This is a genomic window from Listeria kieliensis, from assembly GCF_003369925.1.
GTDB lineage: Bacteria > Bacillota > Bacilli > Lactobacillales > Listeriaceae > Listeria > Listeria kieliensis_A.
Window position 1 is genome coordinate 149,635 of sequence record NZ_LARY01000003.1, and the last position, 24,780, is coordinate 174,414.

Here is a 24,780-nt window from a genome sequence, read left to right on the forward strand (position 1 = left end):
TTCACCACCTTGTTTCTTGCCACCTTTAGAAGAAATTATTTTTCTTCACTAGGAACAAAAGTATTTTTGAATTCATCAAGCGCACTGTTCAGTTTTGCTTCATCTGGAAGAGATTTTGTAGTCCGAATCTCATCTAGTAATTCTGCATGGTTGTGATCGAACCATGTATTCATTTCAGATTCAAAGCGTAGAACATCATGAACTGGGATGTCATCCAAATAGTTATGAACAAGTGCATAAAGAATAAGTACTTGTTTCTCAACTTTTAAAGGTTTGTGTAAATCTTGTTTCAACACTTCAACTGTACGTTTCCCTCTTTCAAGTTTCGCACGTGTTGCCGCATCTAAATCAGATCCAAATTGCGAGAACGATTCAAGTTCACGATACGCAGCAAGGTCAAGCCGAAGCGTACCCGCTACTTTTTTCATCGCTTTAATTTGCGCTGAACCACCAACACGTGATACAGACAAACCAGCGTTAATCGCCGGACGAACACCCGAGAAGAACAAATCAGATTGCAAGAAGATTTGTCCATCTGTTATCGAAATAACGTTTGTTGGAATATAAGCAGAAATGTCCCCTGCCTGTGTTTCAACAAATGGAAGGGCAGTAATTGAACCCCCGCCAAGCGCATCACTTAGTTTTGCAGCACGTTCTAAAAGACGCGAATGCAAGTAGAAAACATCCCCTGGATATGCTTCACGACCTGGAGGACGACGAAGTAGCAGGGAAAGTTCACGGTATGCAGCTGCTTGTTTCGATAAATCATCATAAACAATTAAAACGTGTTTTCCGTTATACATGAATTCTTCGCCCATTGCTACACCCGCATACGGTGCAAGGTAAAGTAGCGGTGCCGGTTGTGATGCTGCTGCTGTTACAACGATTGTATAATCAAGTGCACCATACTTGCGAAGTGTTTCAACTGCTGTACGAACAGTAGATTCTTTTTGACCGATTGCGACATAGATACAAATCATATCTTGGTCAGCTTGATTTAGAATCGTATCAATCGCAACAGAAGTCTTCCCTGTTTGGCGGTCACCAATAATCAGCTCACGTTGTCCACGACCAATTGGAACTAAAGCATCAATTGCCTTGATTCCTGTTTGTAATGGTTCAGAGACAGATTGACGTTGCATAACGCCAGGAGCCACTGCTTCAATTGGACGAGTTTTAGTTGTTTCAACTGCGCCTAAACCATCAACTGGTCGACCAAGCGGATCAACAACACGCCCTATAAGAGCATCCCCAACAGGTACTTCCATAATTTTTCCAGTACGACGAACTTCATCGCCTTCACGAATTTCTGTGTAAGGGCCTAAAATGATGATACCTACATCATTTGTTTCTAGGTTTTGTGCCATTCCCATTACACCATTTGAGAACTCTAACAATTCTCCGGCCATTGCATTATCAAGTCCATGTGCACGCGCGATCCCATCACCGATATAAGTAACTGTACCTACTTCACTTACTTCCAAATCGCTTTGATAGTTTTCGATCTGCTGCTTTATAATGGAACTGATTTCTTCAGCCTTAATGCTCATCAATTTCACCCCTTGAAAAAACGGGAACTAGGCTTTAATTTGCCGTTCCATGTTCTTTAATTTCGTTTTTAAACTGTCATCGTAAATGCGAGTCCCAATCACGACACGAACACCGCCAATAAGCGATTTATCAACATGATTGTGGATATGGAGCTTTTTCTTGTCCAACTTCTTAGCAAATACAGCAGAAAGTGATTCTTTTTCTTGGTCTGAAAGCGGGATAACTGAGTAAACATCAGCTTCAGCGATTCCTTCCAGATTATTGACTCGTTCTTTATAAAGATCGGCGATTACCATTAAATAATCTTCACGTCCACGGTCAATTAGCAAAAAGATAAAGTCCCGAAGCGTTTCATTTACATCTTTAAAAACAGAACCAGCAAGTTCTTTCTTTTGCTCTGTTGTGAGAGTTGGATTTTCAAGTAGTTTTACAAAATTTTCATTTTCAGTTAAAACCTGCTTAATAACGGAGAGTTCCTCACCAAATTCACGGATTTGTTTTTTCTCCTCAGCCACTTGAAAAATAGCTGTGGCATAACGGCTTGCGACTTCTAAATCTTTACTCATTTTTCATCGCCCAGCCTTTCGATATAATCTTGAATGATATCGTTTTGTGCTTTTTCATCTAGATTTTTTTCGATTACTTTCGAGGCAATCAGAACAGATAAGGAGCCAACTTGCTCGCGAAGAGCCGAAATAGCTTCTTCTTTTTCGCGAACAATTTCGTTTTTCGCTTCTTCTTTTAGGCGCTCTGATTCGGAACGTGCTTGTTTAACAATTTCTTCACGCTCTTTTTCACCAAGCTGTTTAGCATTTTCAATCATTGTTTGTGCTTCTACACGAGCTTGTTTTAAAACTTCACGTTGTTCATCTAGAAGTTTTTCAGCTTGTGAACGGCTTTCTTCAGCCGAATCAATTTCAGAAGCAATATGCTCTTCACGTTCTTTCATAACATTCATTAGTGGCTTCCAAGCAAAAATGCGGATCAGTACTAATAAAAGTGCGAAAGTAAAGAGTGTAAATAGACTATCGCCTATTGTAAAAGCAGAACCTACTACTAAATGTGGTTGTAACACGCCTGTTTCACTCCTTTCCAAACATTCGCTAAAACTCTAATTACATTTCAAGGAACGGGGAAAAACCCCGATCTCTTTGCGATTCGTGGTTTTAATTACTTATTTAGAACCATGAATGCAATAACGACAGCGATGATTGGAAGGGCTTCAACTAAACCGATACCAATGAACATGATCGTTTGTAGCATTGAACGAGCTTCTGGTTGACGAGCAACACCTTCAACAGTTTTTGAAACAATAAGACCATTACCAATACCTGCACCTAGTGCACCTAATCCTACTGCGATTGCAGCTGCAATAACACCTAAAGACATAATTTAATATCCTCCTTAAAATTCCTGTTTAATTTGTTTCATTTATTAAAGCTTAATGTTCATCACTAACTTTGTGTGACATATAAACCATTGTCAACATTGTAAAGATATACGCTTGGATCGCACCGATGAATACGGAGAATCCTTGCCATAAGAGTGCTGGAATAATTGCGAGTACACCTGTAAAAATGTTGATGTGTGCGAGCTGAGTCGCAATAATAGAGAGTAAAACTTCACCAGCAAAAATGTTTCCGTAAAGCCGCAATCCGAGCGTTAGCGTATTAGCAAACTCTTCAACTACTTTTAGCGGGAACAAGAATTTCATTGGACTCAAATATGTGCCCATGAAATAATGTTTGAATCCACGCATCTTGACACCATAATAATGTGTAAGCGCAAGTATCATAATGGCAAGTGTTAACGTTACAATTGGATCCGCTGTGGGTGAACGCCACCAAACTTCATCGTGAACTGCAACGGATGTCACAACACCGAGCATATTCGCTACAAAGATGAACATAATTAGCGTAATCCCTAAAACATGAAATCTTCCTCCAGTTTTCCAGTCCATATTACTACCAATGATGCCGCGGACAAAGTCCATTACCCATTCAATAAAGTTTTGCTTCCCAGTTGGACGCCGTTTTAAATTGCGGGTACAAATAATAGCGATCAAAAGCACGATCACGCATGTAACAGTAATCATCACTAGGTTCGAAAGATTAAAATCTAAGCCTAGAAAATGGACTATGGGAAAGTTTTCTTCCAATTTGGTTCACCCCTCTCTTTTTGTTAACTTTTTTCTCCGATATAAGGAATACAGCATAAAATCCAAGAAGATAACCGCATAAGCTATTCCTAGACCAATAAGCATACTGTAAACATGAAAATACTCGGGGAGTTGTGTGGCAATGATTGTCGCAAGTAGGACACTTCCCATTCTTGCAACCGTTCCGATACCGTAAAAGTTTCGGTTTTCCGCAAGAGCCTTTGTCATCGCTTGTGTTCGTCTCATTAGTAGCCAGTAATTAAACCAGCCTACAATTAGTCCTAGTTTCAAACCCAAGAAGATATGTACATATGGTGTAAGAAACCAGCCTAGAAGACAAACTCCAATAAATGCAATGAGATACTTTTGATGGCGATGGTACATTCCTATTAACGACTCTAACATTTGATGCCGTCCTTTCTTTTTCATGCATGTCAATCGTCTTGTTTACAAATTTGCAAACTTATTCGGAGTGAGCAGCTAAACTTTGTGAAATACGACACATCCAGAACCTTCTATCCCTTTTCTTTCACTAATGAAAGCCTTAACACCGTGTCCTTTCTAGAATACAACAGCAAAAAGATAAAAGTCAATATCATACCACATTTTATTCTGCGCCTACGTTCTTATAGTATCACATTTCCCAGGTGTTCAGAAAACATTTGATTGTTTTTTTGTTTACTTTTTTGTAAAGTTTTCTCGCATGAAATCCGCAGCCTGAGTTTGTTTACATAAACACCTCCGATACTCAGAAAAGCCTACTCAGAAACAAGTATATCATTTCACAAACTTAAAAAATAAAAAACCTTTCACAATTGTAAAAGGCTTTCGCTTCTTTAAAATCGAGAATCTGAAAGCACTTTTCTACTGAAAAAAGAACACAAAAGCGGTTCCTTCATTCCCCCGATTGATATAACCCTTCAAAGCCGCAACTTTATTTCTGTCAGCAATTTTTTGCCGGCGGGAATAAAAGAATGCTTCGCAGCGCTCTATCCCTTGATGAATGAAAGTACGTTTTCTAGGTTCATTTGATTGATAACATTGAACATATTATCACATGTCACTAAAAAGCTCTACCCTTAATCCCTTCTGTAATAAATATGTAATAATAAGGCGTTTTCATTTAACTGAAAAATAAACAGACAGCTACCCAAACTGGATAACTGTCTACCTTTAATCAATTGGTTTTAAAATCTTCTGGACGCTTTGTTCCATTAAAATAAGAAGAAATGGCTTCAAGAATTCGCTTGGATGCTTCCCCGTCACCATATGGATTGCTTGCTTGACTCATTTTTTGATGCTCTGCTGGATTATCAAGCAACAACAAAGCCTCTTCAATCAAAGCTGCTTTTTCAGTACCGATTAGTTTTAGTGTCCCAGCTTCCACGCCTTCAGGTCGTTCAGTTGTGTCACGTAAAACTAAAACGGGGACGCCCATACCCGGCGCTTCTTCTTGCACACCGCCAGAATCGGTAAAAACTAAGTACGATTTTTTCAAGAAATTATGGAAATCGATTGCATCTAAAGGTTCAATCAAATGAATTCGATCATGCCCACCGAGAATGCTGACAGCTTTTTCTCTTACCGCTGGGTTTTTATGCATCGGGTAAACGAGCTCAACATCTGGGCGCTCTTCAACAATCTCCCGCACACCTTCGAACATGCCTTGCATAGGTTCTCCGAGATTTTCTCGCCGGTGAGCCGTCATCAAAATCAACCGATGATCGCCTAAGCCGTCTAAAATTGGGTGCGAATAATTTTCTTGCACCGTCGTTTTTAGCGCATCAATCGCCGTGTTTCCCGTTACAAAAATCGCGTCCGCTTTCTTGTTTTCACGCAGCAGATTTTCTTTTGCCGTATCCGTAGGCGCAAAATGTAAATCTGCTAAAACTCCAGTAAGTTCACGGTTCATTTCTTCAGGAAACGGAGAGTACTTATTCCAAGTTCTAAGGCCCGCTTCCACATGTCCGATTGCTGTTTGTTCGTAAAATGAAGCTAAGCCAGCAGCAAAGCTTGTTGTCGTATCCCCGTGGACAAGCACAATATCTGGCTTTTCTTGCTTGATCGTTTCAACCAAACCAGATAAAACACGCGATGTGATCTCACTTAGTGTTTGACCCGCTTTCATAATATCTAGATCAACATCCGCTTCGATATTAAAAATTTCCATAACTTGATCAAGCATTTCACGGTGTTGTGCCGTCACAACAACGACCGACTCGAACTGATCTGGATTTTCTTTAAGCGCATGAACGAGCGGTGCCATTTTAATTGCTTCAGGTCGCGTCCCGAAAACACTCATCACCTTAATTTTTGCCATATCCCTCAACCTCTTCTATTTTGTTCCGAATAAACGATCGCCCGCGTCTCCCAAGCCGGGGATAATATATCCGTCTTCATTTAGTTTTTCATCAAGTGCAGCGATATAAATATCTACATCTGGATGCGCTTTTTGAAGTGCTTCAACACCTTCTGGAGCCGCCACAAGACACATGAATTTCATGTTTTTTGCCCCGCGTTTTTTAAGCGAATCAATCGCCATAATTGCCGAACCACCCGTTGCAAGCATTGGATCAACAACAATGAAAAGTCTTTCTTCCACGTCAGAAGGAAGTTTCACAAAGTACTCCACAGGTTCAAGTGTTTCGTGGTCGCGATATAAACCAACATGACCTACTTTAGCTGCAGGAATCAGCTTTAAAATTCCATCTGTCATTCCAAGCCCTGCACGCAAAATTGGCACAACACCGACTTTTTTCCCTGCAAGCGACTTCGCTTTTGTTTTTTGAATGGGTGTTTCTACTATTGTGTCTTCCAGTTCCATATCACGAGTAATTTCATAAGCCATTAAAGTGGCAACTTCATCGACCAGTTCACGAAATGCTTTCGTTCCCGTTTCTTTATCGCGAAGAATAGTTAACTTATGCTGAATTAATGGATGACTTGTTACATGTACTTCTGACATTTCCGTTCCGCTCCTTTTTCATATAGAAATTTCTCTTCTTAATTGTATCAGAAGACAGCTCAAGTGCAACAGAAAAAATTATCTCCATACAAAAACAAGGTAAAAAGTTTATTTTCTACCTTGTTTCGTTTTTTCACATATTTTCATATAATGGATAATTTTGCATAAAGCTTGTCACTTCCGCTTGCACTTCATCCAAAACAGCTTGTTCATTCAAGTTATGCACTACTTTAGCGATAAGCTCTCCCACTTTAACCATCGCTTGTTCATCAAAGCCACGTGTTGTGACTGCTGCCGTTCCAACACGAATCCCACTTGTTACAAATGGACTTTCTGTTTCAAATGGAATGGAGTTTTTATTCACTGTAATGCCAACAGAATCGAGTGCCGTTTCTGCATCTTTTCCAGTGATCCCAAGCGCTTTTAAATCAATCAATAACAAATGATTATCCGTTCCATTTGTTAGCACATCAATTCCATTTTCCTGCAAAGTCGTAGCTAGTTGTTTCGCATTTTTGATAATTTGAGCTTGATATTCCTTGAATTCTGGCTGCAAAGCTTCCCCAAACGCTACTGCTTTTGCCGCAATAATGTGCATCAGCGGTCCACCTTGGATCCCTGGGAAAACTGCTTTATCAATTTTTTGACCCCATTTTTCTTTTGCAAGAATCATTCCACCACGAGGGCCGCGAAGCGTTTTGTGCGTTGTCGTTGTGACAAAATCTGCATATTCTACCGGGTTTTGATGAAGCCCTGCAGCAACAAGTCCGGCAATATGCGCCATATCAACCATGAAAAGTGCATTTACTTCATCAGCAATTTCACGGAACTTCGCAAAATCAATCGCCCTTGGGTAGGCACTTGCTCCCGCCACAATCAATTTAGGTTTCGCTTCAAGCGCAACTTTTCTCACTTCATCGTAATCAATTTGTTTTGTTTCTGGGTCAACGCCGTATTCTTCAAAATGATACAACACACCGCTGAAATTCACAGGACTACCGTGTGTCAAATGCCCGCCATGTGCCAAGTTCATACCGAGAACCGTATCTCCCGGTGAAAGCACCGCCTGATAAACCGCCATATTGGCTTGTGCTCCTGAGTGAGGCTGAACGTTTGCATAATCCGCGTTAAAAAGTTCCTTCGCCCGGTCTCTCGCCAAATTTTCAACGATATCAACATATTCGCACCCGCCATAATATCGTCTTCCCGGATACCCTTCCGCATATTTGTTGGTTAAGACTGATCCCATAGCTGCAAGAACTTGTTCACTTACAAAATTTTCCGATGCAATGAGTTCAATGTTGTTTCTTTGTCTTCCCAGTTCCAAGTGAATTGCGTTAAAAACCTCAGTATCTCCTTTTTGCAGATAAACCAATACACCCAACCTCCAATTTTTTTGTTTTTTATGTCGAATCCTACATTCAATTATCTCTATCATTACGCAAAAAAAACAGAAAATCAAGTGTTTTATTCGATTTTTTAGTAAATTTAGAAAGTGAACCCTTTCACTTATAGAAAGCGTTCGTAAATAGCCGTTCGAAGAGCATCAAAAGCCAGTCGATATTCCACCTCACCGCCAGAAAACGGGTCAAAAATATCTTTTCCCTCTAGCGAAATCAAAGCGAACTTCTTTTCTTCTACAGGAAAAATCGACCGAAGTAAGGCTAACTGGGCCGCGGTCATCACAAAAATTTTATCCGCCCATGCCAAATCTTCTTGTCGAAGTTGATGCGCTTCATGAGAAAACAACAAGCCTTCGTCACGCAGAATTCGCTCCGCTTCCGCCGAAAGCGGAGCCCCTTCTTTCGCACTAAGTCCCCTTGACCGAACAAAAACATCAGGCCGAGCTTTCCGAAGAATCCCTTCTGCCATGGGACTGCGACAAGTATTCCCCGTGCAAATTAGTAGAATATTCATCGTGGTAACTCACTTGTTTCATTCAAGTATTTATTCCCTGCCGCTTTTTCGAGTCGGTTCATTACCGCGTCTCCGATCCCATCTTTTGAAAAAGTTTCCGCGAGTATGAGAGTCGTATCCGTATGATCGAACAAGCGCAAACCATCATACAAACGCCTTGCAATCTCATCCATTTGAGCTCGACTACCGATTTTAATTTTCATTATCGGCTCACGAATTTCTGCCGCTAATTCATCCGAAAGAAGCAGTCCCACTTTTTCGCCGCGGTCAAGACCGCGCTTAATTTGTTTATCCCAAAAAGCAGCGTCGCCTTCCACAAGATAAACCGGCGCAAGAGGAGCATAATGTGTATATTTCATTCCTGGCGCTTTCGGAACTTCTTCCTTTTTCGGCGTATTTCGAGCAGACTGAACTTCACCGATCACTTCCTCGATTTGTTCCGTTGAAACACCACCCGGTCGCAAAATCACTGGTATTTTGGAAGTAACATCCAGCACAGTCGATTCCAGGCCGACTCCCGTACTGCCACCATCAATAATCGCTGAAATTCGACCACTTAAATCTTCTTCCACGTGACGCGCCGTTGTTGGGCTAGGGCGTCCAGAACGGTTCGCACTTGGTGCCGCGATTGGGCGATTCGTGACACGCAATAATTCGAGTCCCACCGGATGAACTGGCATCCGAACGCCCACCGTATTTAAACCCGCCGTGACACTTTCAGCAAGCGCACCAGGCTTGATTGGTAAAATTAGCGTTAACGGACCTGGCCAAAAAGCCTCCATTAACTTCTCCGCTTTTTCAGGAACTTCGGCGATAAACTCTTGCATTTGTTTGGCATCCGCAATATGCACAATTAAAGGATTATCAGATGGTCGACCCTTTGCCTCATAAATTTTCTTAACCGCATCTGGATTTGTCGCATCAGCCCCGAGTCCATAAACGGTTTCTGTTGGAAAGGCCACCGTTTCTCCTGCACGAAGTAAATCTGCCGCTTCTTGATAGATTTCTTTTCCTTGATCAATATTCCAAAGTTTCGTTTCCATCTTTTTATACTCCTTTTTTCGCCTTCTTGTCTTATTCTAACTTCTTTCTACCCCATTTTACAATCTTTTACAGCCAAAAAGTTATCCCCAAACTGTGGATAATAACTTGTTCCTTGGGGATAACTTTATGTGGATTTGTGGATATCCATCCAAAACCTTGTTCTAGAGCAATTTATAATAGAATATTTTACATTTATCAGCTTCTTTTTGCAGAAGTTATCCACAAACAGATGCCTGATTCGCAACAAAAAAGACACGACTTTTCAGTTCATGTCTCCATTTAATAAATTAGAACAAACGACAATGCGGTCTTTTTGATTGATATCTTTATGAATGTAGGTTTTCGCTTCTGGGAACGTGGATGCGAATAAGGCTTGTACCGCTTCCCCTTGTGTATAGCCAATTTCAACCGCTATCCAGAACTTATCATCAAGCACCTCTGGCAAGTCTTTTATCAAGCGTTCATAAATTGCTAAGCCGTTATTTTCGGCAAAAAGGGCGAGCTCTGGTTCGTTCGCTAGAACGTAAGTCGACATCTCTTGTTTCTCGCGCTCAGCAATATAAGGGGGGTTCGCGACAATCACATCAAACGTTTGCTTTTCGTGCTTAAACGCCTCTAACAAGTCGGTTTCTACAAAATTCACGGGCGCGTTCAGTGCCAAACTGTTTTTTTGTGCAACGGCGAGCGCCTGAAAAGAGATGTCAGAAGCCGAAACCGCCAGTTCTGGAAAAAGTTTCTTTAGCGAAATCGCAATGATGCCACTTCCTGTACAGACGTCGAGCACCGTTTTCTGTGGATTTTTCTTCAAGAACTGCTCGCACAACAAGACAAGTTCCTCTGTTTCAGGTCTTGGAATCAACACGTTTTGATCGACATAAAAATCGTAGCCATAAAACGGAGCAATGTTTAAAATGTACTGCACAGGCTCACCATTTAAATAGCGATCAAAATCTGCTTTAAACTGCAACTCGTGTTTTTCTTCCAAAACGCGATCAAAACTCGACCAAAGCTCTGTTCTTTTCAGGCCAAGTCTCGTTTCAAGCAAAATCTCTGCCGCATTTAAATCCAAGTTCCGCGCTTTTAAAATTTGCGCCACTTCATGAAGGAGCGCGCCGATTGTTCGCTTATTCGGCATCGTTTAAATGCTCCAATTTACTTGTCTGATCTTCCAAAATAAGCGCATCAATGATTTCGTCTAGCTTCCCTTCCATGATTTGATCGAGTTTTTGAATCGTCAAACCAATCCGGTGATCGGTCACCCGGTTTTGTGGATAGTTGTATGTCCGAATCCGCTCAGAACGGTCACCTGTTCCAACTGCCGACTTGCGGTTCGCATCATATTCTTCGCGTGCTTCCGTTTCAAATTTATCGTAAACGCGCGCGCGCAAAACTTTCATTGCTTTTTCTTTATTCTTAATTTGAGAGCGCTCATCTTGCATCGAAACTACAATCCCTGTTGGAATATGCGTTAGCCTTACAGCTGACATCGTCGTATTGACACTTTGTCCACCGGCACCTGTTGAAGCAAATGTATCTACGCGAATATCCTTATCCTGTAAATCCACTTCCACATCTTCTGCTTCCGGTAAAATCGCAACCGTTGCCGTAGACGTGTGAATCCGTCCGCCTGATTCCGTTTCTGGAACCCGCTGCACACGGTGAGCCCCATTTTCATATTTCAAGCGCGAAAACGCGCCTGCACCGTTTATCATCACGATAATTTCTTTGTATCCGCCAATTCCAGTTGGATTCGCATCCATCACATCCACTTTCCAGCCACGTGATTCCGCATAACGACTGTACATCCGGAACAAATCTCCCGCAAATAAAGCCGCTTCGTCGCCACCTGCTGCACCGCGAATTTCCATGATGACATTTTTATCATCATTCGGGTCTTTTGGTACAAGAAGTAACTTCAGCTTTTCTTCTAGTTCTGTTTTTTCTTCTTGCAGACCACTTAGCTCTTCTTTCGCAAGTTCACGCATCTCATCATCCAGTTTTTCAGACAAAAGCTCCTTCGTTTCGTCAATACCAGAGGTTACCTCTTTATAGTGACGATACGTTTCCACTGTTTCTGCGATACTAGACTGTTCTTTTGATAAATCACGTAATTTTTTTGCATCCGAAACTACTTCTGGATCGCTTAATAGCTCATTTAATTCATCATAACGGTTCTCAACCGCTTGCAAACGATCATACATAGATTTCATCCCTCACCTTTCATTCATCGATTGGCGGATGCGCATGACACTTTCTGCAAACCGGATAATACTGGTCATTGCCGCCAATTAAAATTTGTTCTCCTGTATAGACAGGCTTTCCTTTTTCATCAACACGTAAAACCATCGTCGCTTTTTTCGCGCAAAACCAACAAATAGTCTTCATTTCTTCAATTTTATCTGCATATAGCAACAGATATTTCGATCCTTCAAACAACTCATTCCTGAAATCATTTTTTAGTCCATAAGCAATAACAGGAATCCCGAGCTCATCCACAATATGTGCCAGTTGAAAGACATGGTGTTTCTCAAGGAACTGCGATTCATCCAGCAGAACACAACTTGGGCGAGGTTCAATTGCCTTGACCTGTTCAAAAATATTCGTATCAGAAAAAACCGGAATCGCATCACGTTTTAAGCCAATTCGACTTGAAACGACCCCCACTTGGTCACGATTATCAATACCAGACGTAAAAATCACAACCGGCTTATTTTGTTCCTCATAATTATGTGCTACTTTCAAAATTTCAATCGTTTTCCCACTGTTCATCACACCATAACGAAAAAATAACTGTGCCATAAATCCATACCCTCTTTTCTAAAACTCTTTTCCTATTCTACCACAGTCCCTAAAAAAATTGGATAGGGAAGCAAGAAATTTCGGTTTTGCTTCAAAAAAGAAGCTTAGCTACTTCTAGCCAAGCTCCCCCTCATCATTTTATTTCACTTGAAAACGCGTACCCCACTAGGCTCAGCGCGAAGCTGTTTGACTTCCGCCTCGAAGCCGAGCCCGCAAAGTTCTTGCCTAAGCGTTTCACTCACTTCATGCGGCGCAAGCACAAGCACAGTCGGGCCTGCTCCGCTAAGAACTGCCGCATAGCCGCCAAATTCAGCCACTTTTTTCCGAATCTCGATCAAATGCGGCACGAGCTTCGCACGATACGTTTCATGAAACAAGTCACGCTCCATCATTTCGCCCGCAAGCCGCAAGTCTCCCGCAACAAGTGCCGCAACCATCACATTAGCCACACTGCTTGCCTGAACCGCATCCGAATACGAAAGCTCGCGCGGTAAAACCGCGCGACTTTCACTTGTAAGAAGCGCTTCCTCAGAGATAACTGCCAAGATGGCTGCATCCGGAAAAGCATGCTGCAAATAAAAATCTCGATCTGGCTGCTTCGCGCAAACGACCAAGCCGCCTAAAATGGCGGGCGCAACATTATCAGGATGGCCTTCAAATTCCACGGCAAGCCTAACGATCTCATCGCGCGAAAGGCCAAGGTCCGCAAGTTGATTCGCTAGCTCAATCCCAGCCACAATGGCCGCTGAGCTACTGCCAAGCCCCCTTGCAGGCGGGATATCCGATTCCATCACTAAACGGTGGGGCTTAAGATCAGGCGCTATTTTTTTAGCTACTTGGATGATCATGTTCGTCTCATCCTTGGGGATATCCCCCGCAAGTTGATGCTCAATCTGCCAAGCTGAGCTTTCTTCGCAGACGGTGAGCGTCAAATATAAATCAAGCGCAAGCCCGCAAGAATCAAAACCGGGTCCAAGATTCGCCGTTGTAGCTGGAACTTGGATGCGCATCAGGCTTTCACTCCGTTTCGCAGATGTTCACGCATCGCTTCGATGGTTTCAATATGCGCAATATCGAAGGAATGCACATTCATAGCTGTATCTGGATCTTTCAGGCCATTCCCCGTGAAGACACAGACAACCTGAGAGCCTCGCTTGATGCGACCTTCTTTCAAGCTTTTGATGACGCCTGCAAGTGAAGCAGCAGATCCTGGCTCAATGAAAACACCGTCGCGTGCGGCCGCAAGTTTATAGGCTTCAATAATTTCTTCATCCGAAACAGAGGTAATTGCGCCGCCTGATTCATCGCGCGCCACCTCGGCCAGCTTCCAGCTGGCCGGGTTTCCTATCCGGATGGCTGTCGCGATCGTTTCGGGCGCTGCAATTCGCTCACCTTTCACGATGGCCGCTGCTCCTTCTGCTTCAAATCCGTGCATTTCCGGTAGCCCTGTCGCATGCGCACCATTCCATTCCTTGAAGCCCTTCCAATAAGCCGAGATATTTCCCGCGTTGCCTACTGGGATGGCAAGTACATCAGGTGCTTTTCCTAAATCCTCGCAAATTTCAAAAGCAGCCGTTTTTTGTCCTTCAAGGCGGAACGGGTTCACTGAATTGACAAGGGTTACGGCTTCTGTTTCCGCCAGTTCCCGCACGGCGTCTAAAGCTTCATCAAAGTTTCCTGCAATCGCAATAATATCTGCCCCGTACATCACAGCTTGTGCTAGCTTACCGAGCGCTACTTTGCCGTCTGGGATCACAATATAAGCTTTCATCCCTGCGCGTGCCGCATAAGCCGCTGCCGACGCCGATGTGTTCCCTGTTGACGCGCAAATCACTGCTTCTGCTCCTGCTTCTTTCGCTTTCGCAACCGCCATCACCATGCCGCGATCTTTAAACGAGCCAGTCGGATTGAGCCCTTCAAATTTCCCGTAAAGCTCTACGCCAAGCTCTTCTGACAAGTGAAGAAGTGGAATGAGTGGCGTATTCCCCTCTGATAGCGAGAGGAGAGGTGTCGCTTCTGTAATTGGCAAATTATCCTTATATTTGTCTAGTAGACCTTTGTACATCTTTATCCCTCCACGACGGCATACTGTGTAATGAGGCGCATCTCAGGTTCTTTGTTCACGCCGTCCACAGCTTCCTCAATTTGATTACGACTTGCAGCATGGCTAACAATCACTACTGTAGCCGTATGCTTGTCATTTGGTTCTTGCAAAATTTTATCAAAACTAACGCCCGCGTCAGCAAATATTTTCGTTAACTTCAGAAACGTGCCTGTTTTATCGTTCATTTGCATCCGGAAATAATATTTCGAAAAAACTTTATCTGCCGGCGTATATTTAGTTTCATGAACAAAGCGATTGAATACATTCCCAATCGTTCCGAGCTTGGTATTTTTAGCGACCGTAATCAAATCACTCACAACACTTGTCGCAGTTGGCATTTCACCTGCTCCTGGTCCGTAAAACATCGTTTCCCCAACAGCTGCTCCTGTGACAAATACGGCATTGTTTTCATCGTTAACGCCAGAAAGTGGATGTGCCGCCGGAAGAAGCACTGGTCCAACTGCAACGTCAACTGTATTGTCAATTTCCTCAGCTTGTCCGACTAACTTTACTTTATAGCCAAGTTGCGAGGCAATTGCAATGTCTTTTTGGGAAATACCACGAATCCCCTTCGTTTTCACGTCATCTAAATTGACATTCATTCCAAAAGCTAGTCTCGTTAAAATGACCATTTTGCGTGCCGCATCAATCCCGTCAACGTCACTTGTCGGATCTGATTCCGCGAAGCCTAAATCCTGCGCTTCTTTTAACGCTTCTTCATAGCTTTTACTTGAAGTCGTCATTTGCGTTAACATGTAGTTGGTCGTTCCATTCACGATCCCCAAAACCTTTTTAATGCGATCTGCTGCTAAACTATTCACAATCGTCCGCAAGATAGGAATGCCACCTGCCACACTCGCTTCATAAAATAAATCACAGTGGTTTTCCTGTGCCACCGCCACAAGCTCATCTCCGTGGATAGCGATTAAATCTTTATTCGCAGTTACAACACTTTTTCCGGCTTTCAGCGCATGCAAAATATAATTACGCGCGGTTGTGATGCTGCCCATTACTTCTACAACAACAGCGATTTCCGGATCGTCTAGCACATCTGTAGGATCGGTTGTTAAGGTAAACCCTTCTGCCTCGTAACGGCGATTCTTTTCTAAATCGCGCACAAGCACTTTTTTCACGGTGATATCATAGCCCGTCACTTGGCTGATTTTTTCTTGGTGTTCTTTTAAAATACGGATGACGCCACTTCCTACGGTGCCGAATCCTAACACACCTACTTGTAATTTTGCTTTCACATGAAAACCTCCTTTGAAAAGTATTGATCTCTCCTTTATTATACGCACGATAATTCAAAGATGTAAACACTCTTATTCGAACCTTCGCATTTCTTCCACTTTACTGACTATTCTGCTTTAAGATAAGTCAAAAAAAATACACCTCTTGGAAGAGATGTATTTGTTCCTTCATGATTAAGCTTCGTTTGTACGAACTTATTTGAGTCCGTATTTTTTGTTGAAGCGGTCCACACGGCCGTCTGCAGTCGCATGTTTTTGTTTACCAGTATAGAATGGGTGCGAATCAGAAGAGATTTCGACACGTAGCAACGGATACTCGTTACCATCTTCCCAAGTGATTGTTTCATTTGACGGTTTTGTAGAACCCGACAAAAATTTAAAATCAGTACTAGTATCAACGAAAACAACTGGACGGTAATCAGGATGAATTCCAGTCTTCATTTCTTTTCAACTCCTTCGCCCTGAATCATCTGAAACAGAGAAATTCACTGCAAGAAACACACAGTATGATAATTATAACAACTGATACGCAAACAAGCAATAGTTATTTTTTAAACATTTCTTCATTCAACAATTCATGAAATTCTTGATTGGTCTTCGTCTTTTTCATGTAGCGAATGAACCGTTCTGACATATCCAGCGCGTCGCCTTGCACCGGCAAAACTTTTCGGATTTTCCAAAGCTGATCCAGTCGTTCTTTTGCGAGTAATAGTTCTTCTTTCCGTGTTCCAGATCTTCTAATATCAATCGCTGGGAACAACCTTCTTTCCGCAAGTGTACGATCAAGATGGAGTTCCATATTCCCTGTGCCTTTAAATTCTTCGTAAATCACATCGTCCATTCTTGAACCTGTATCAATCAACGCTGTTGCAAGAATCGTTAAACTTCCGCCTTCTTCGATGTTCCGCGCAGCTCCAAAGAAACGTTTTGGTCTATGAAATGCAGCTGGGTCAATCCCGCCAGAAAGCGTTCGTCCACTTGGAGGAATAATAAGGTTGTAGGCTCTTGCAAGCCGAGTGATGCTGTCCATCAAAATAATGACATCACGTTTTTGTTCAGCCAGTCGCATTGCCCGTTCCAACACAAGTTCTGCCACTTTAATATGGTTTTCAGGTACTTCATCAAACGTCGAGCTTGCCACATCGGCAGTAACCGAACGTTCAATGTCAGTCACTTCTTCTGGTCGTTCATCAATTAAGAGTACAATCAACTCTGCTTCTGGATGATTTTTCGTGATCGAGTTGGCAATTTCTTTTAACAAAATCGTTTTCCCAGCTTTTGGTGGAGCTACGATGAGTCCACGTTGTCCAAAACCAATCGGGGAAATCATATCCACCATTCGCATAGAAAGCGGATATTGACCTGTTTCCAATTCAATTTGCCGGTTGGGATAAAGCGGCGTGAGCCCAGGGAAATGAACTCGCTCTTTTGCAACCTCGGGGTTCTCGCCATTTACTGCTTCTACATGTAGCAAACCAAAATAGCGTTCATTTTCTTTCGGCGGCCTTACCTTCCCAGAAACTTTATCTCCCGTGCGCAAATCGAAACGACGAATTTGTGAGGCAGAAATATAAATATCTTCCGAACTAGCGGAATAATTGATCGGTCGCAAGAATCCAAAACCTTCTTGCGGAATGATATCCAGCACGCCTTCCATGAAAAAGAAACCTTCCTTTTCTGCATTAGATTTAAGTAATGCAAAACTTAGCTCTTTTTTAGTCAGCTTGCTGTAGTAAGCAATTTTATGCTCTTTAGCGAGCGCATAAATCTCTTTAATCGTTAAGTTCTCTAAATACGACATGGACAAATTCGCCATTAATTAACCACCTTTATGTTTAAAATAGTTCACACAAGAAGTCGATACTCGAACGTTTGTTTATCAAGAGATAGATGGCTCGTCCGATTCTTTGCGAATATCTGCACCAAGCGCTGTCAATTTTTCGACAATGTTGCCATATCCGCGTTCAATATGCTCAATTTCAAGGATCTCTGTTGTTCCTTCTGCAACAAGTCCCGCAATAATTAGAGCGGCTCCTGCGCGCAAATCTGTCGCCGTAACTTTTGTACCTTTTAATGGCGTTTTCCCATAAATGACAACACTGCGACCGTTTTGCTTAAATTTGCCACCCATTCTTTCCAATTCCGCAATTTGCTTGAAACGATCCGAGTAAACCGTATCCGTTACAATGCCGCTTCCTTCAGCTTGGGTGAGAAGCGCCGTCATTGGCTGTTGCAAATCTGTCGCAAATCCTGGATACGCATATGTTTTAACGTCTACTTTGCTCAAATGCTCAGCTTCGCCAACACAGATGGAGTCATCTGCAACTTCAATAGGCACGCCCATTTCACTTAATTTAGCCGTAATTCCTTCTAAGTGATCTGGAATAACGTTTTGAATTTTAACCCCATCGCCAGCAGCTGCAGCAATAATCATATATGTCCCAGCTTCAATTCGGTCTGGAATGATCGCATGCCTGCAACCTGAAAGCTTTTCAACACCTTGGATGCGAATCGTATCTGTTCCAGCACCCTTAATATTGGCACCCATATTATTCAAAAGCGTGGCAACATCAATAATTTCCGGTTCTTTTGCTGCATTTTCAATTACTGTTTTTCCCTCAGCTAAAACAGCTGCAAGCATAATATTGATCGTTGCGCCAACGCTAACAACATCTAAATAGATCCTAGCTCCGCGAAGCTTTTCCGCTCGCAAATAAATAGCGCCTTGTTCATTTGTTACGGTTGCTCCAAGTGCTTCAAAGCCTTTAATATGCTGATCGATCGGACGCGGTCCAAGATAGCAACCACCTGGAAGCCCCACCACAGCTTTTTTAAATTTACCAAGAAGTGCTCCCATTAAATAATACGAAGCACGCAATTTTTTTACGTTTCCATTGGGAAGTGGCATATCTACAATTTCACTTGGGTCGATAATCGCTTGATTTTCATCGTATCGAACACTGCCACCTAGTTCTCCTATAATTTGATAAAGAGTTTGAACATCTGAAATATTTGGCAACCCTTCTAAGACAACTTCTGAGTCTGCCATGATTGCAGCTGGGATTAAAGCGACAGCACTATTTTTAGCCCCATCAATTGTTACAGTCCCCGAAAGTTTTTTGCCGCCTTGTATCACCAATCGATTCGCCATGACTAACCTTCTTTCTTTTCAATTTCTTCCTTCATTATCGCTGAAACCTGTTTTTTATGCAAGACTCCGCTCCGCGAAAAAAGCCATCCAGTTCTAGGACAGCTTTTCTTCAAATGGAATGCTTGTCGTTTTTTTTTTCGCCTCAAGACTCTTATCCTGAATCATTAAGGCAATCGCCCCAAACACGATACAACTATAATATGTCACAATCCGCCATAAAATCAGTGCTGCAAGCAGTTTAGCCGATCCAAGAAACGGAGCAAACAAAAGCGTAAAGGTATACTCGGCTCCACCGCTTCCACCAGGAGTTGGCATAACCGTTGCAAACATCATAATGAAAGCATGAAATGTAATCACCATATAGAGTCCCATCGTCGTGACGCCCAGCCCTAGCATTATAAAATAGGGAATTGCAAAATAAACCCATAGTTGTAATGTCGTGTAAAAACTAGCTGACACTATAAGTTTCCAGTCTCTGCTAATTCGACCACTTTCTTCATGAAATGTATCAATTTTTTCATCAATACTGGTCTCGATTTTAAGCACACGTTCTTGTTTCAAAAACCAGCCAATCGGTTTTAATAGTATATGTACCAACCTAGTTGTAAAGCCACGACTCTTGCCAACAAGGACTAAAGCAATAATAACGAAAAGGTGCACCGCAAAGCCGATCACAACAAGATATTTAACTTGCGGAACCGCCCCAGTCATCAAATAGTGAAACCCAAAAATTAAAATCAGTAAAAAATTAATCACGATCATTGCTTGATAGATAATAAATTTAAACAATAAAACAGAACTTGCAGAGCCAATATCCATGCCTTTTTTGATAAGCGCATAGAGCTGAGCGGGTTGCCCACCAGCCTGCATCGGTGTGATTGTATTAAAAAATTGCCCAATCATTGTAATTCGAAAAGACGAAAAAAACTTTTGCTTTTCAAAACTTGGTTTCACACTTTTGTGGAGAACAACGCCTTCAAATAGCCAATATAAAAACATAAATAAAAACGCTACCAAAATCCACCACAAGTTGACTTGATCCATCTCTTCGAAGAATTTTTTTAAATTGACGTCGCGAAACTGCCAAACTAAAAAGCCAATGCTAATCACAAGAATCAAAAAAATATTGAGCCAGTTTCGTTTTGCAGTTTTGCTCATACCGCCACTCACTCCTTCACTAACTGGTGGTAAAACTCATCCCAAATTCTTGTTAGACGCTCTTCCGAATAATACTCTGCACCTGATCTGGCCATTTGAACAAGCTTGTTATACGCAGAATGATCTTCTTTCAGTTCGCGTAGTTTTTGGATGAATCCTTGATTGTCGGTCGCAGAATCATAATATCCTGTTAAAATATCCTTGTATAAATCCAAGTCGCGAACAAGCACTGGAACGTCAGCACTCATCGCTTCCAGTATCGCCATCGGAAAAAGTTCATTATAAGACGGCATAAAAAAGACATCCGCCATGTTAAAACAAGCGTTCATTTCTGTTCGGTCAACGATTCCAATGAACTTAACATTTTCTGGAGGATTATCATAGATTTCCTTAAGCTCCGCATAACCAGCTGTAATTTTCCCAAAAGAAAAACCGCCTGCCCAAACAAATTCAATTTCTGGAAGCGCACGTGCTACTTCAATAAAATCTAAAACGCCTTTTCGGTGTTGTACCTGCCCTACCCCAAGCACGACAAATTTGTCAGAATCAATGTGATATTTTTTTCTAACTTCTTGTTTGGCTTCGTTTTTCATCGGATAAAATGTTTTTTTAGAAACAAAGTTAGGAATGTAGTGGATCTTTTCACTAGCAACGCCATGTTGTTCAAGCTTCGGTATAAACGAAGAATTGACCACTACAATTTGATCCATTCGATTGTAAAATGAAATCAAATACTTATAAAAAACAGCGCGGGCAATTTTGGGGAGCTTTAAACTTCCCTCCAAAGTTTCTGGCAGAAAGTGAACATAGCCAACCCGAACTCCGCGCTTTTTCTTGAAAAATGTCGAAAGATAAAAGTGAAAATCCACCGTATGATAGTGCGTAATATCACTTTTACGGAAAGTATTAATCGAGAGGTCAAACTTATCACTTAAATGTTCAGACACAAGGTTGACTAACTCACGATAGGCAGAAGCAACGCCTTGCCCTTTCACCTTCTCTGCAGACGACAACATCGTTAATTTAATCACGCCTACTTGACCTTCCTTTCCTGATGTGCGAATTTGATGTTAGCGAGAAAACCTGCGATGCCATCTTACTTTTCAAAAGCGTTGGCTTTAAATCAATTGGCTTCCTCTCCGTCGACTGGTAGGCCGCAATCACTTCCATATAAGCTGCTTCGACTGTTTTCCCAAAGGTCTCAGCTGAATAGCATAAAACCTCACTTCGTCCATTTTGAGCAATTTGTTTAGCTCTTCCTGGATTTTTTAAGACGAACAGCAAGCGATCCGCTAATTCTTCATCAGAATCAAATAAAAAGCCTGTTTTTTCATCGATCAGAAAATCTTCAATACTTTCATCGCGCTTTGCAACGACCGGAAGTCCAGATGCCATCGCTTCGATATAAGTTAAACCCTGTGTTTCACTCGTCGAAGCACTAACAAACAGGTGTCCTAATTGATAATAATTACCAACTTTTGCCCATTCAACAGCACCCGTAAAAATCACTGACTCAGCTAACCCAAGTTCTACAGATTTTTCTTCGAGTTCTGCCTTAACAGGACCGTCGCCAACAATAACAAGCTTTGCATTAGGAATTTCGCTCAAAACCTTCGGAAAGGCATCTAGAATGGCATCGATATTTTTCTCATAAGCAACACGTCCTAACGAAAGTACAATTGGATCATCTTTTGAAATGCCGAGTTCAGATCGAATCGCATCTAAAGTTTTCTCGTCCGCACGTTCAAATGAATGTAAATCAGTCCCCGTCGGAATTGTATAAATCAATTTATTTAAACCACACTCTTCCAAATGATGGCGTACTTTTTGAGTTGGCGCGATGAGCGCTTGGTAACTCTCACAAAAAGAGCGTGTCATCCTTTTTACCATATTTGGTTTTAAGATTTTACCTTTAGCAATATAATGTAAATAATCCACATACATCGTGTGATAAGTATGGATAATTGGAATCGAATATTTCTTCGCGATTTTTTTGCCAAGCAGTCCTAACGAAAATTCTGTATGTGTATGAATAATATCTAAATTTAGTTCTCCGACAAGACGAATAAACTTACTCATCCCTGCAATAGCAATTCTTCGCTCTGGAAAGAACACAAAAGGAATGCTCGGCAAACGAAACACACGCCCCTCTTCACTTGCCCTGTCAGCATTAGGATCGGTCGTCGTAAAAATATATACATTATGTCCTCTTCGTCTCAGCTCTTCTTCCAAGGTAACAATTGAAGTTGCTACCCCGCTGATTTGCGGACTGTAGGTATCGGTAAAGATCCCTATATTCATTACTATCGCCTACTCTCTCCAAGTTGGTTCTCTGGATATCTGTTCCATCATTATAGCATAATTCACGATATATGTATTCCAAAGCTGACTATCTCTATTATGAAGTGATATCTTCACTTTTTCATACGCCCCTAGAATGATTTTTACCTAAATCTTTATTACTAAGACCGACGCTTCTTTTCCAACTGCTTTATTTTACAATCCTTTTCGTTATAACACAATAACCATTATCACAGATAGTTAAACTAACTACACAATGGCAAACAAAAAAGAGAGACGTGAAAACGCCTCTCCCTCAAAAAATTTGAAATTGTTCTTACGCTTTTCCGTTAGAACCAAATTCTTGAATTTTTTCTGTAACTGTTTTAATGATCGCATCAACGCCAGGGCCGATAACTTTACGTGGATCATAAACATCTTTATCAGCAGCAAGTTTTTCACGAACAGCTGCAGTCCAAACAATTTGGCACTCAGTGTTAACGTTGATTTTGCTGTGACCAAGTTCAATCGCTTTTTTAATTTGATGTTCAGGAATTCCTGATCCACCATGAAGTACAAGCGGTTTACCTGTAAGTTCGGAGATTTCTTTCATTTCGTCGAAGCCTAATTTTGGTTCGCCGTGGTAAGGGCCATGTACAGAACCAAGTGCAGCTGCAAGCGCATCAATACCAGCTTCTTTCACAACGCGTAGGCATTCTTGTGGATCAGCATAGTTGATTCCACCAGTAACGCCGTCTTCTGTTCCACCAACAGTTCCAACTTCAGCTTCTACAGAAACGCCTTTTGGATGTGCATAGTCTACAACTTCTTTTGTCATAGCTACGTTTTCATCGATTGGATGGTGAGAACCATCGATCATTACCGATGTGAAGCCTGCATCAATTGCAGCTTTACAAGAATCAAAGCTTGAACCATGGTCTAAGTGGATAGCAACTGGAACTGTAATTTTCAAGTCTTCTACAAGACCTTGAGTCATTTTTACAACGGTGTTGAATCCTCCCATGTATTTTGCAGCACCTTCAGATACACCAAGAATTACAGGTGATTTTTCAGCTTCTGCAGCTTTCAAAATAGCTTGTGTCCATTCAAGGTTGTTGATGTTGAATTGACCAACAGCATATTTTCCAGCCAATGCTTTGTTCAGCATGTCTGTCATGTTAACGATAGGCATAATACAATTTCCTCCCTCAGGAATTTAAGAAAACTTGATGTTCCCTTAATTTATTTGAATTTCCGCCGTGAAAAATAGTGGCAGCTATTTTTCCCTAACAAAAATATCATAACAGATTTGTGAGCAATTTACCATAAAGAATACCTATTATTTTCTGAAAACGCTTCACTATCAAACCCTTTGAGAATGTATGGTTATCAGTTAGTAAGATTCTTTTTTCAACATCTCTTGATCAGCAAAAACATCAAGTGCCTGGTGCAAACATTCAACTGTGTAGGGCGTCTTACCACCATATACTCCATCATAGCTAAAATTTAATGTATCTCCTGCAATCTTAACCTTTTTAACTCGTCGGTAAATAACATCCGCACTCTCCAAATGTGTTCCACGCTTAAGTAATAAGAAAAGCGAAAATAGCCTAGCTGGACTTACTTTTTTTAAAATCAACAAATCGAAATAACCATCATTGATTATCGCGTTCTTGACAAGTGATTCCAGCCCACCAACTGTATGCGAATTATTAATAAAACTAAGTAAAATAGGCCCCGCAAAAGTCTCTCCATCAAAATTCATCTGTACATCTACAGGTTTCAAATGTGGAAGCATCTTTAAACCAGCCAATAAGTAAGCAAGTCTCCCGTATCGCTTTTTCTTTTTTTTAGAGACCGCATATGTAATTTCTGTTATTTTACCCAAGGCAGCATTATTAATAAAATATTCATTTTCATTACATTTTCCAATATCTACTTTCAGCACTTTTCGTTTAGCTATTTGTTTAGCAGCCTTAACAGGATCTTTGTGAAACCCAAGTGCTCGTGCATAATCATTTGTTGTCCCGATTGGTAATATTCCTAAAACCGGACGATTATTAGAACGCATGATGCCATTAACTGTCTCATTAACAGTTCCATCCCCTCCAGCAGCAATAATCGCTTGCCATCCCTCGCTTGCAGCTTGAAAAGCTATTTTTGTTATACTTTCGGGTTCCTCTGTCGAAGAGACTAGCGTTACCTCATAGCCAGCTTGGTTTAATAACAGCTCAACATCAGGCATGATTTTATGAAATTTATTTTGTCCTGCGGCCGGATTATAGATTATCATTGCTGTTTTAAGCATGTTCATTCCCCCACTTCTTCCTTTTAGTTTCCTATAGAAGACGTTTGTCTGTCAATTTTAGGGCTTTGCGCCCTCAACTTTTTTCCTAAATCTCT

At 41.6% G+C, this 24,780-nt stretch carries 25 protein-coding genes; all 25 read right to left on the minus strand.

What is annotated here, in order from left to right; translation table 11 throughout:
- Positions 1-35 precede the first annotated feature (35 nt).
- Complete coding sequence (atpA, locus tag UR08_RS12135) at positions 36-1,550, minus strand: F0F1 ATP synthase subunit alpha (RefSeq protein ID WP_115753934.1); 1,515 nt, start codon at positions 1,548-1,550, stop codon at positions 36-38.
- Between the two features lie 27 nt (positions 1,551-1,577).
- Entirely contained in the window at positions 1,578-2,117 is a 540-nt protein-coding gene (locus tag UR08_RS12140; protein WP_115753935.1) for a F0F1 ATP synthase subunit delta, read from the minus strand.
- Complete coding sequence (gene atpF, locus UR08_RS12145) at positions 2,114-2,626, minus strand: F0F1 ATP synthase subunit B (RefSeq protein ID WP_115753936.1); 513 nt, start codon at positions 2,624-2,626, stop codon at positions 2,114-2,116. The genes UR08_RS12140 and atpF overlap by 4 nt, the downstream gene beginning before the upstream one ends.
- Before the next feature lie 95 nt (positions 2,627-2,721).
- Entirely contained in the window at positions 2,722-2,940 is a 219-nt protein-coding gene (gene atpE, locus UR08_RS12150; protein WP_003723467.1) for a F0F1 ATP synthase subunit C, read from the minus strand.
- 52 nt (positions 2,941-2,992) lie between these two features.
- Positions 2,993-3,709, minus strand: coding sequence for a F0F1 ATP synthase subunit A (atpB, locus tag UR08_RS12155; RefSeq protein WP_115753937.1), 717 nt, complete (start codon positions 3,707-3,709; stop codon positions 2,993-2,995).
- Between the two features lie 6 nt (positions 3,710-3,715).
- Positions 3,716-4,114, minus strand: a complete 399-nt coding sequence (locus UR08_RS12160) for an ATP synthase subunit I (protein WP_115753938.1) — start codon at positions 4,112-4,114, stop codon at positions 3,716-3,718.
- A 772-nt stretch (positions 4,115-4,886) separates the two neighbouring features.
- The gene (gene wecB / locus UR08_RS12165; protein WP_115753939.1) at positions 4,887-6,029 is read right to left on the minus strand and encodes a non-hydrolyzing UDP-N-acetylglucosamine 2-epimerase; all 1,143 of its coding nucleotides are present in this window, start codon (positions 6,027-6,029) and stop codon (positions 4,887-4,889) included.
- A gap of 15 nt (positions 6,030-6,044) precedes the next feature.
- On the minus strand, positions 6,045-6,674 hold the full coding sequence (gene upp, locus UR08_RS12170; protein WP_115753940.1) for a uracil phosphoribosyltransferase: 630 nt from the start codon (positions 6,672-6,674) through the stop codon (positions 6,045-6,047).
- A 133-nt stretch (positions 6,675-6,807) separates the two neighbouring features.
- Positions 6,808-8,049, minus strand: a complete 1,242-nt coding sequence (glyA, locus tag UR08_RS12175) for a serine hydroxymethyltransferase (protein WP_115753941.1) — start codon at positions 8,047-8,049, stop codon at positions 6,808-6,810.
- Between the two features lie 134 nt (positions 8,050-8,183).
- Entirely contained in the window at positions 8,184-8,591 is a 408-nt protein-coding gene (locus tag UR08_RS12180) for an arsenate reductase/protein-tyrosine-phosphatase family protein (protein WP_115753942.1), read from the minus strand.
- Positions 8,588-9,634 carry an L-threonylcarbamoyladenylate synthase gene (locus UR08_RS12185; protein ID WP_115753943.1) on the minus strand — a complete coding sequence of 349 codons (1,047 nt, stop codon included), beginning with the start codon at positions 9,632-9,634 and terminating at the stop codon, positions 8,588-8,590. The genes UR08_RS12180 and UR08_RS12185 overlap by 4 nt, the downstream gene beginning before the upstream one ends.
- A 263-nt stretch (positions 9,635-9,897) precedes the next feature.
- Positions 9,898-10,770: a peptide chain release factor N(5)-glutamine methyltransferase gene (gene prmC, locus UR08_RS12190; protein ID WP_115753944.1), complete on the minus strand. Its 873-nt coding sequence runs from the start codon at positions 10,768-10,770 to the stop codon at positions 9,898-9,900.
- Positions 10,760-11,836, minus strand: a complete 1,077-nt coding sequence (gene prfA, locus UR08_RS12195; protein WP_115753945.1) for a peptide chain release factor 1 — start codon at positions 11,834-11,836, stop codon at positions 10,760-10,762. The genes prmC and prfA overlap by 11 nt, the downstream gene beginning before the upstream one ends.
- A gap of 19 nt (positions 11,837-11,855) precedes the next feature.
- Positions 11,856-12,434, minus strand: a complete 579-nt coding sequence (locus tag UR08_RS12200; protein WP_115753946.1) for a thymidine kinase — start codon at positions 12,432-12,434, stop codon at positions 11,856-11,858.
- 143 nt (positions 12,435-12,577) lie between these two features.
- The gene (gene thrB / locus UR08_RS12205; RefSeq protein ID WP_115753947.1) at positions 12,578-13,444 is read right to left on the minus strand and encodes a homoserine kinase; all 867 of its coding nucleotides are present in this window, start codon (positions 13,442-13,444) and stop codon (positions 12,578-12,580) included.
- Positions 13,444-14,499 (minus strand): threonine synthase, encoded by a 1,056-nt coding sequence (gene thrC, locus UR08_RS12210; RefSeq protein ID WP_115753948.1) that lies wholly within the window; start codon positions 14,497-14,499, stop codon positions 13,444-13,446. The genes thrB and thrC overlap by 1 nt, the downstream gene beginning before the upstream one ends.
- Positions 14,500-14,501: 2 nt before the next feature.
- The gene (locus UR08_RS12215) at positions 14,502-15,788 is read right to left on the minus strand and encodes a homoserine dehydrogenase (RefSeq protein ID WP_115753949.1); all 1,287 of its coding nucleotides are present in this window, start codon (positions 15,786-15,788) and stop codon (positions 14,502-14,504) included.
- 195 nt (positions 15,789-15,983) lie between these two features.
- Positions 15,984-16,229 (minus strand): type B 50S ribosomal protein L31, encoded by a 246-nt coding sequence (locus tag UR08_RS12220; protein ID WP_115753950.1) that lies wholly within the window; start codon positions 16,227-16,229, stop codon positions 15,984-15,986.
- A 103-nt stretch (positions 16,230-16,332) separates the two neighbouring features.
- Positions 16,333-17,604 carry a transcription termination factor Rho gene (rho, locus tag UR08_RS12225; protein WP_115753951.1) on the minus strand — a complete coding sequence of 424 codons (1,272 nt, stop codon included), beginning with the start codon at positions 17,602-17,604 and terminating at the stop codon, positions 16,333-16,335.
- Between the two features lie 63 nt (positions 17,605-17,667).
- Positions 17,668-18,939, minus strand: coding sequence for a UDP-N-acetylglucosamine 1-carboxyvinyltransferase (locus UR08_RS12230; protein WP_115753952.1), 1,272 nt, complete (start codon positions 18,937-18,939; stop codon positions 17,668-17,670).
- Positions 18,940-19,032: 93 nt separating this feature from the next.
- The gene (locus tag UR08_RS12235; RefSeq protein ID WP_115753953.1) at positions 19,033-20,097 is read right to left on the minus strand and encodes a lysylphosphatidylglycerol synthase transmembrane domain-containing protein; all 1,065 of its coding nucleotides are present in this window, start codon (positions 20,095-20,097) and stop codon (positions 19,033-19,035) included.
- 8 nt (positions 20,098-20,105) lie between these two features.
- Positions 20,106-21,128, minus strand: coding sequence for a glycosyltransferase family 4 protein (locus UR08_RS12240; protein WP_115753954.1), 1,023 nt, complete (start codon positions 21,126-21,128; stop codon positions 20,106-20,108).
- Positions 21,121-22,398, minus strand: coding sequence for a glycosyltransferase family 4 protein (locus tag UR08_RS12245; RefSeq protein WP_115753955.1), 1,278 nt, complete (start codon positions 22,396-22,398; stop codon positions 21,121-21,123). The genes UR08_RS12240 and UR08_RS12245 overlap by 8 nt, the downstream gene beginning before the upstream one ends.
- Positions 22,399-22,714: 316 nt before the next feature.
- A complete protein-coding gene (fba, locus tag UR08_RS12250) occupies positions 22,715-23,569 on the minus strand; it encodes a class II fructose-1,6-bisphosphate aldolase (protein ID WP_036073218.1) in 855 nt (284 codons plus the stop codon).
- A gap of 201 nt (positions 23,570-23,770) precedes the next feature.
- Complete coding sequence (locus UR08_RS12255) at positions 23,771-24,685, minus strand: diacylglycerol kinase (protein WP_115753993.1); 915 nt, start codon at positions 24,683-24,685, stop codon at positions 23,771-23,773.
- Positions 24,686-24,780: the final 95 nt, after the last annotated feature.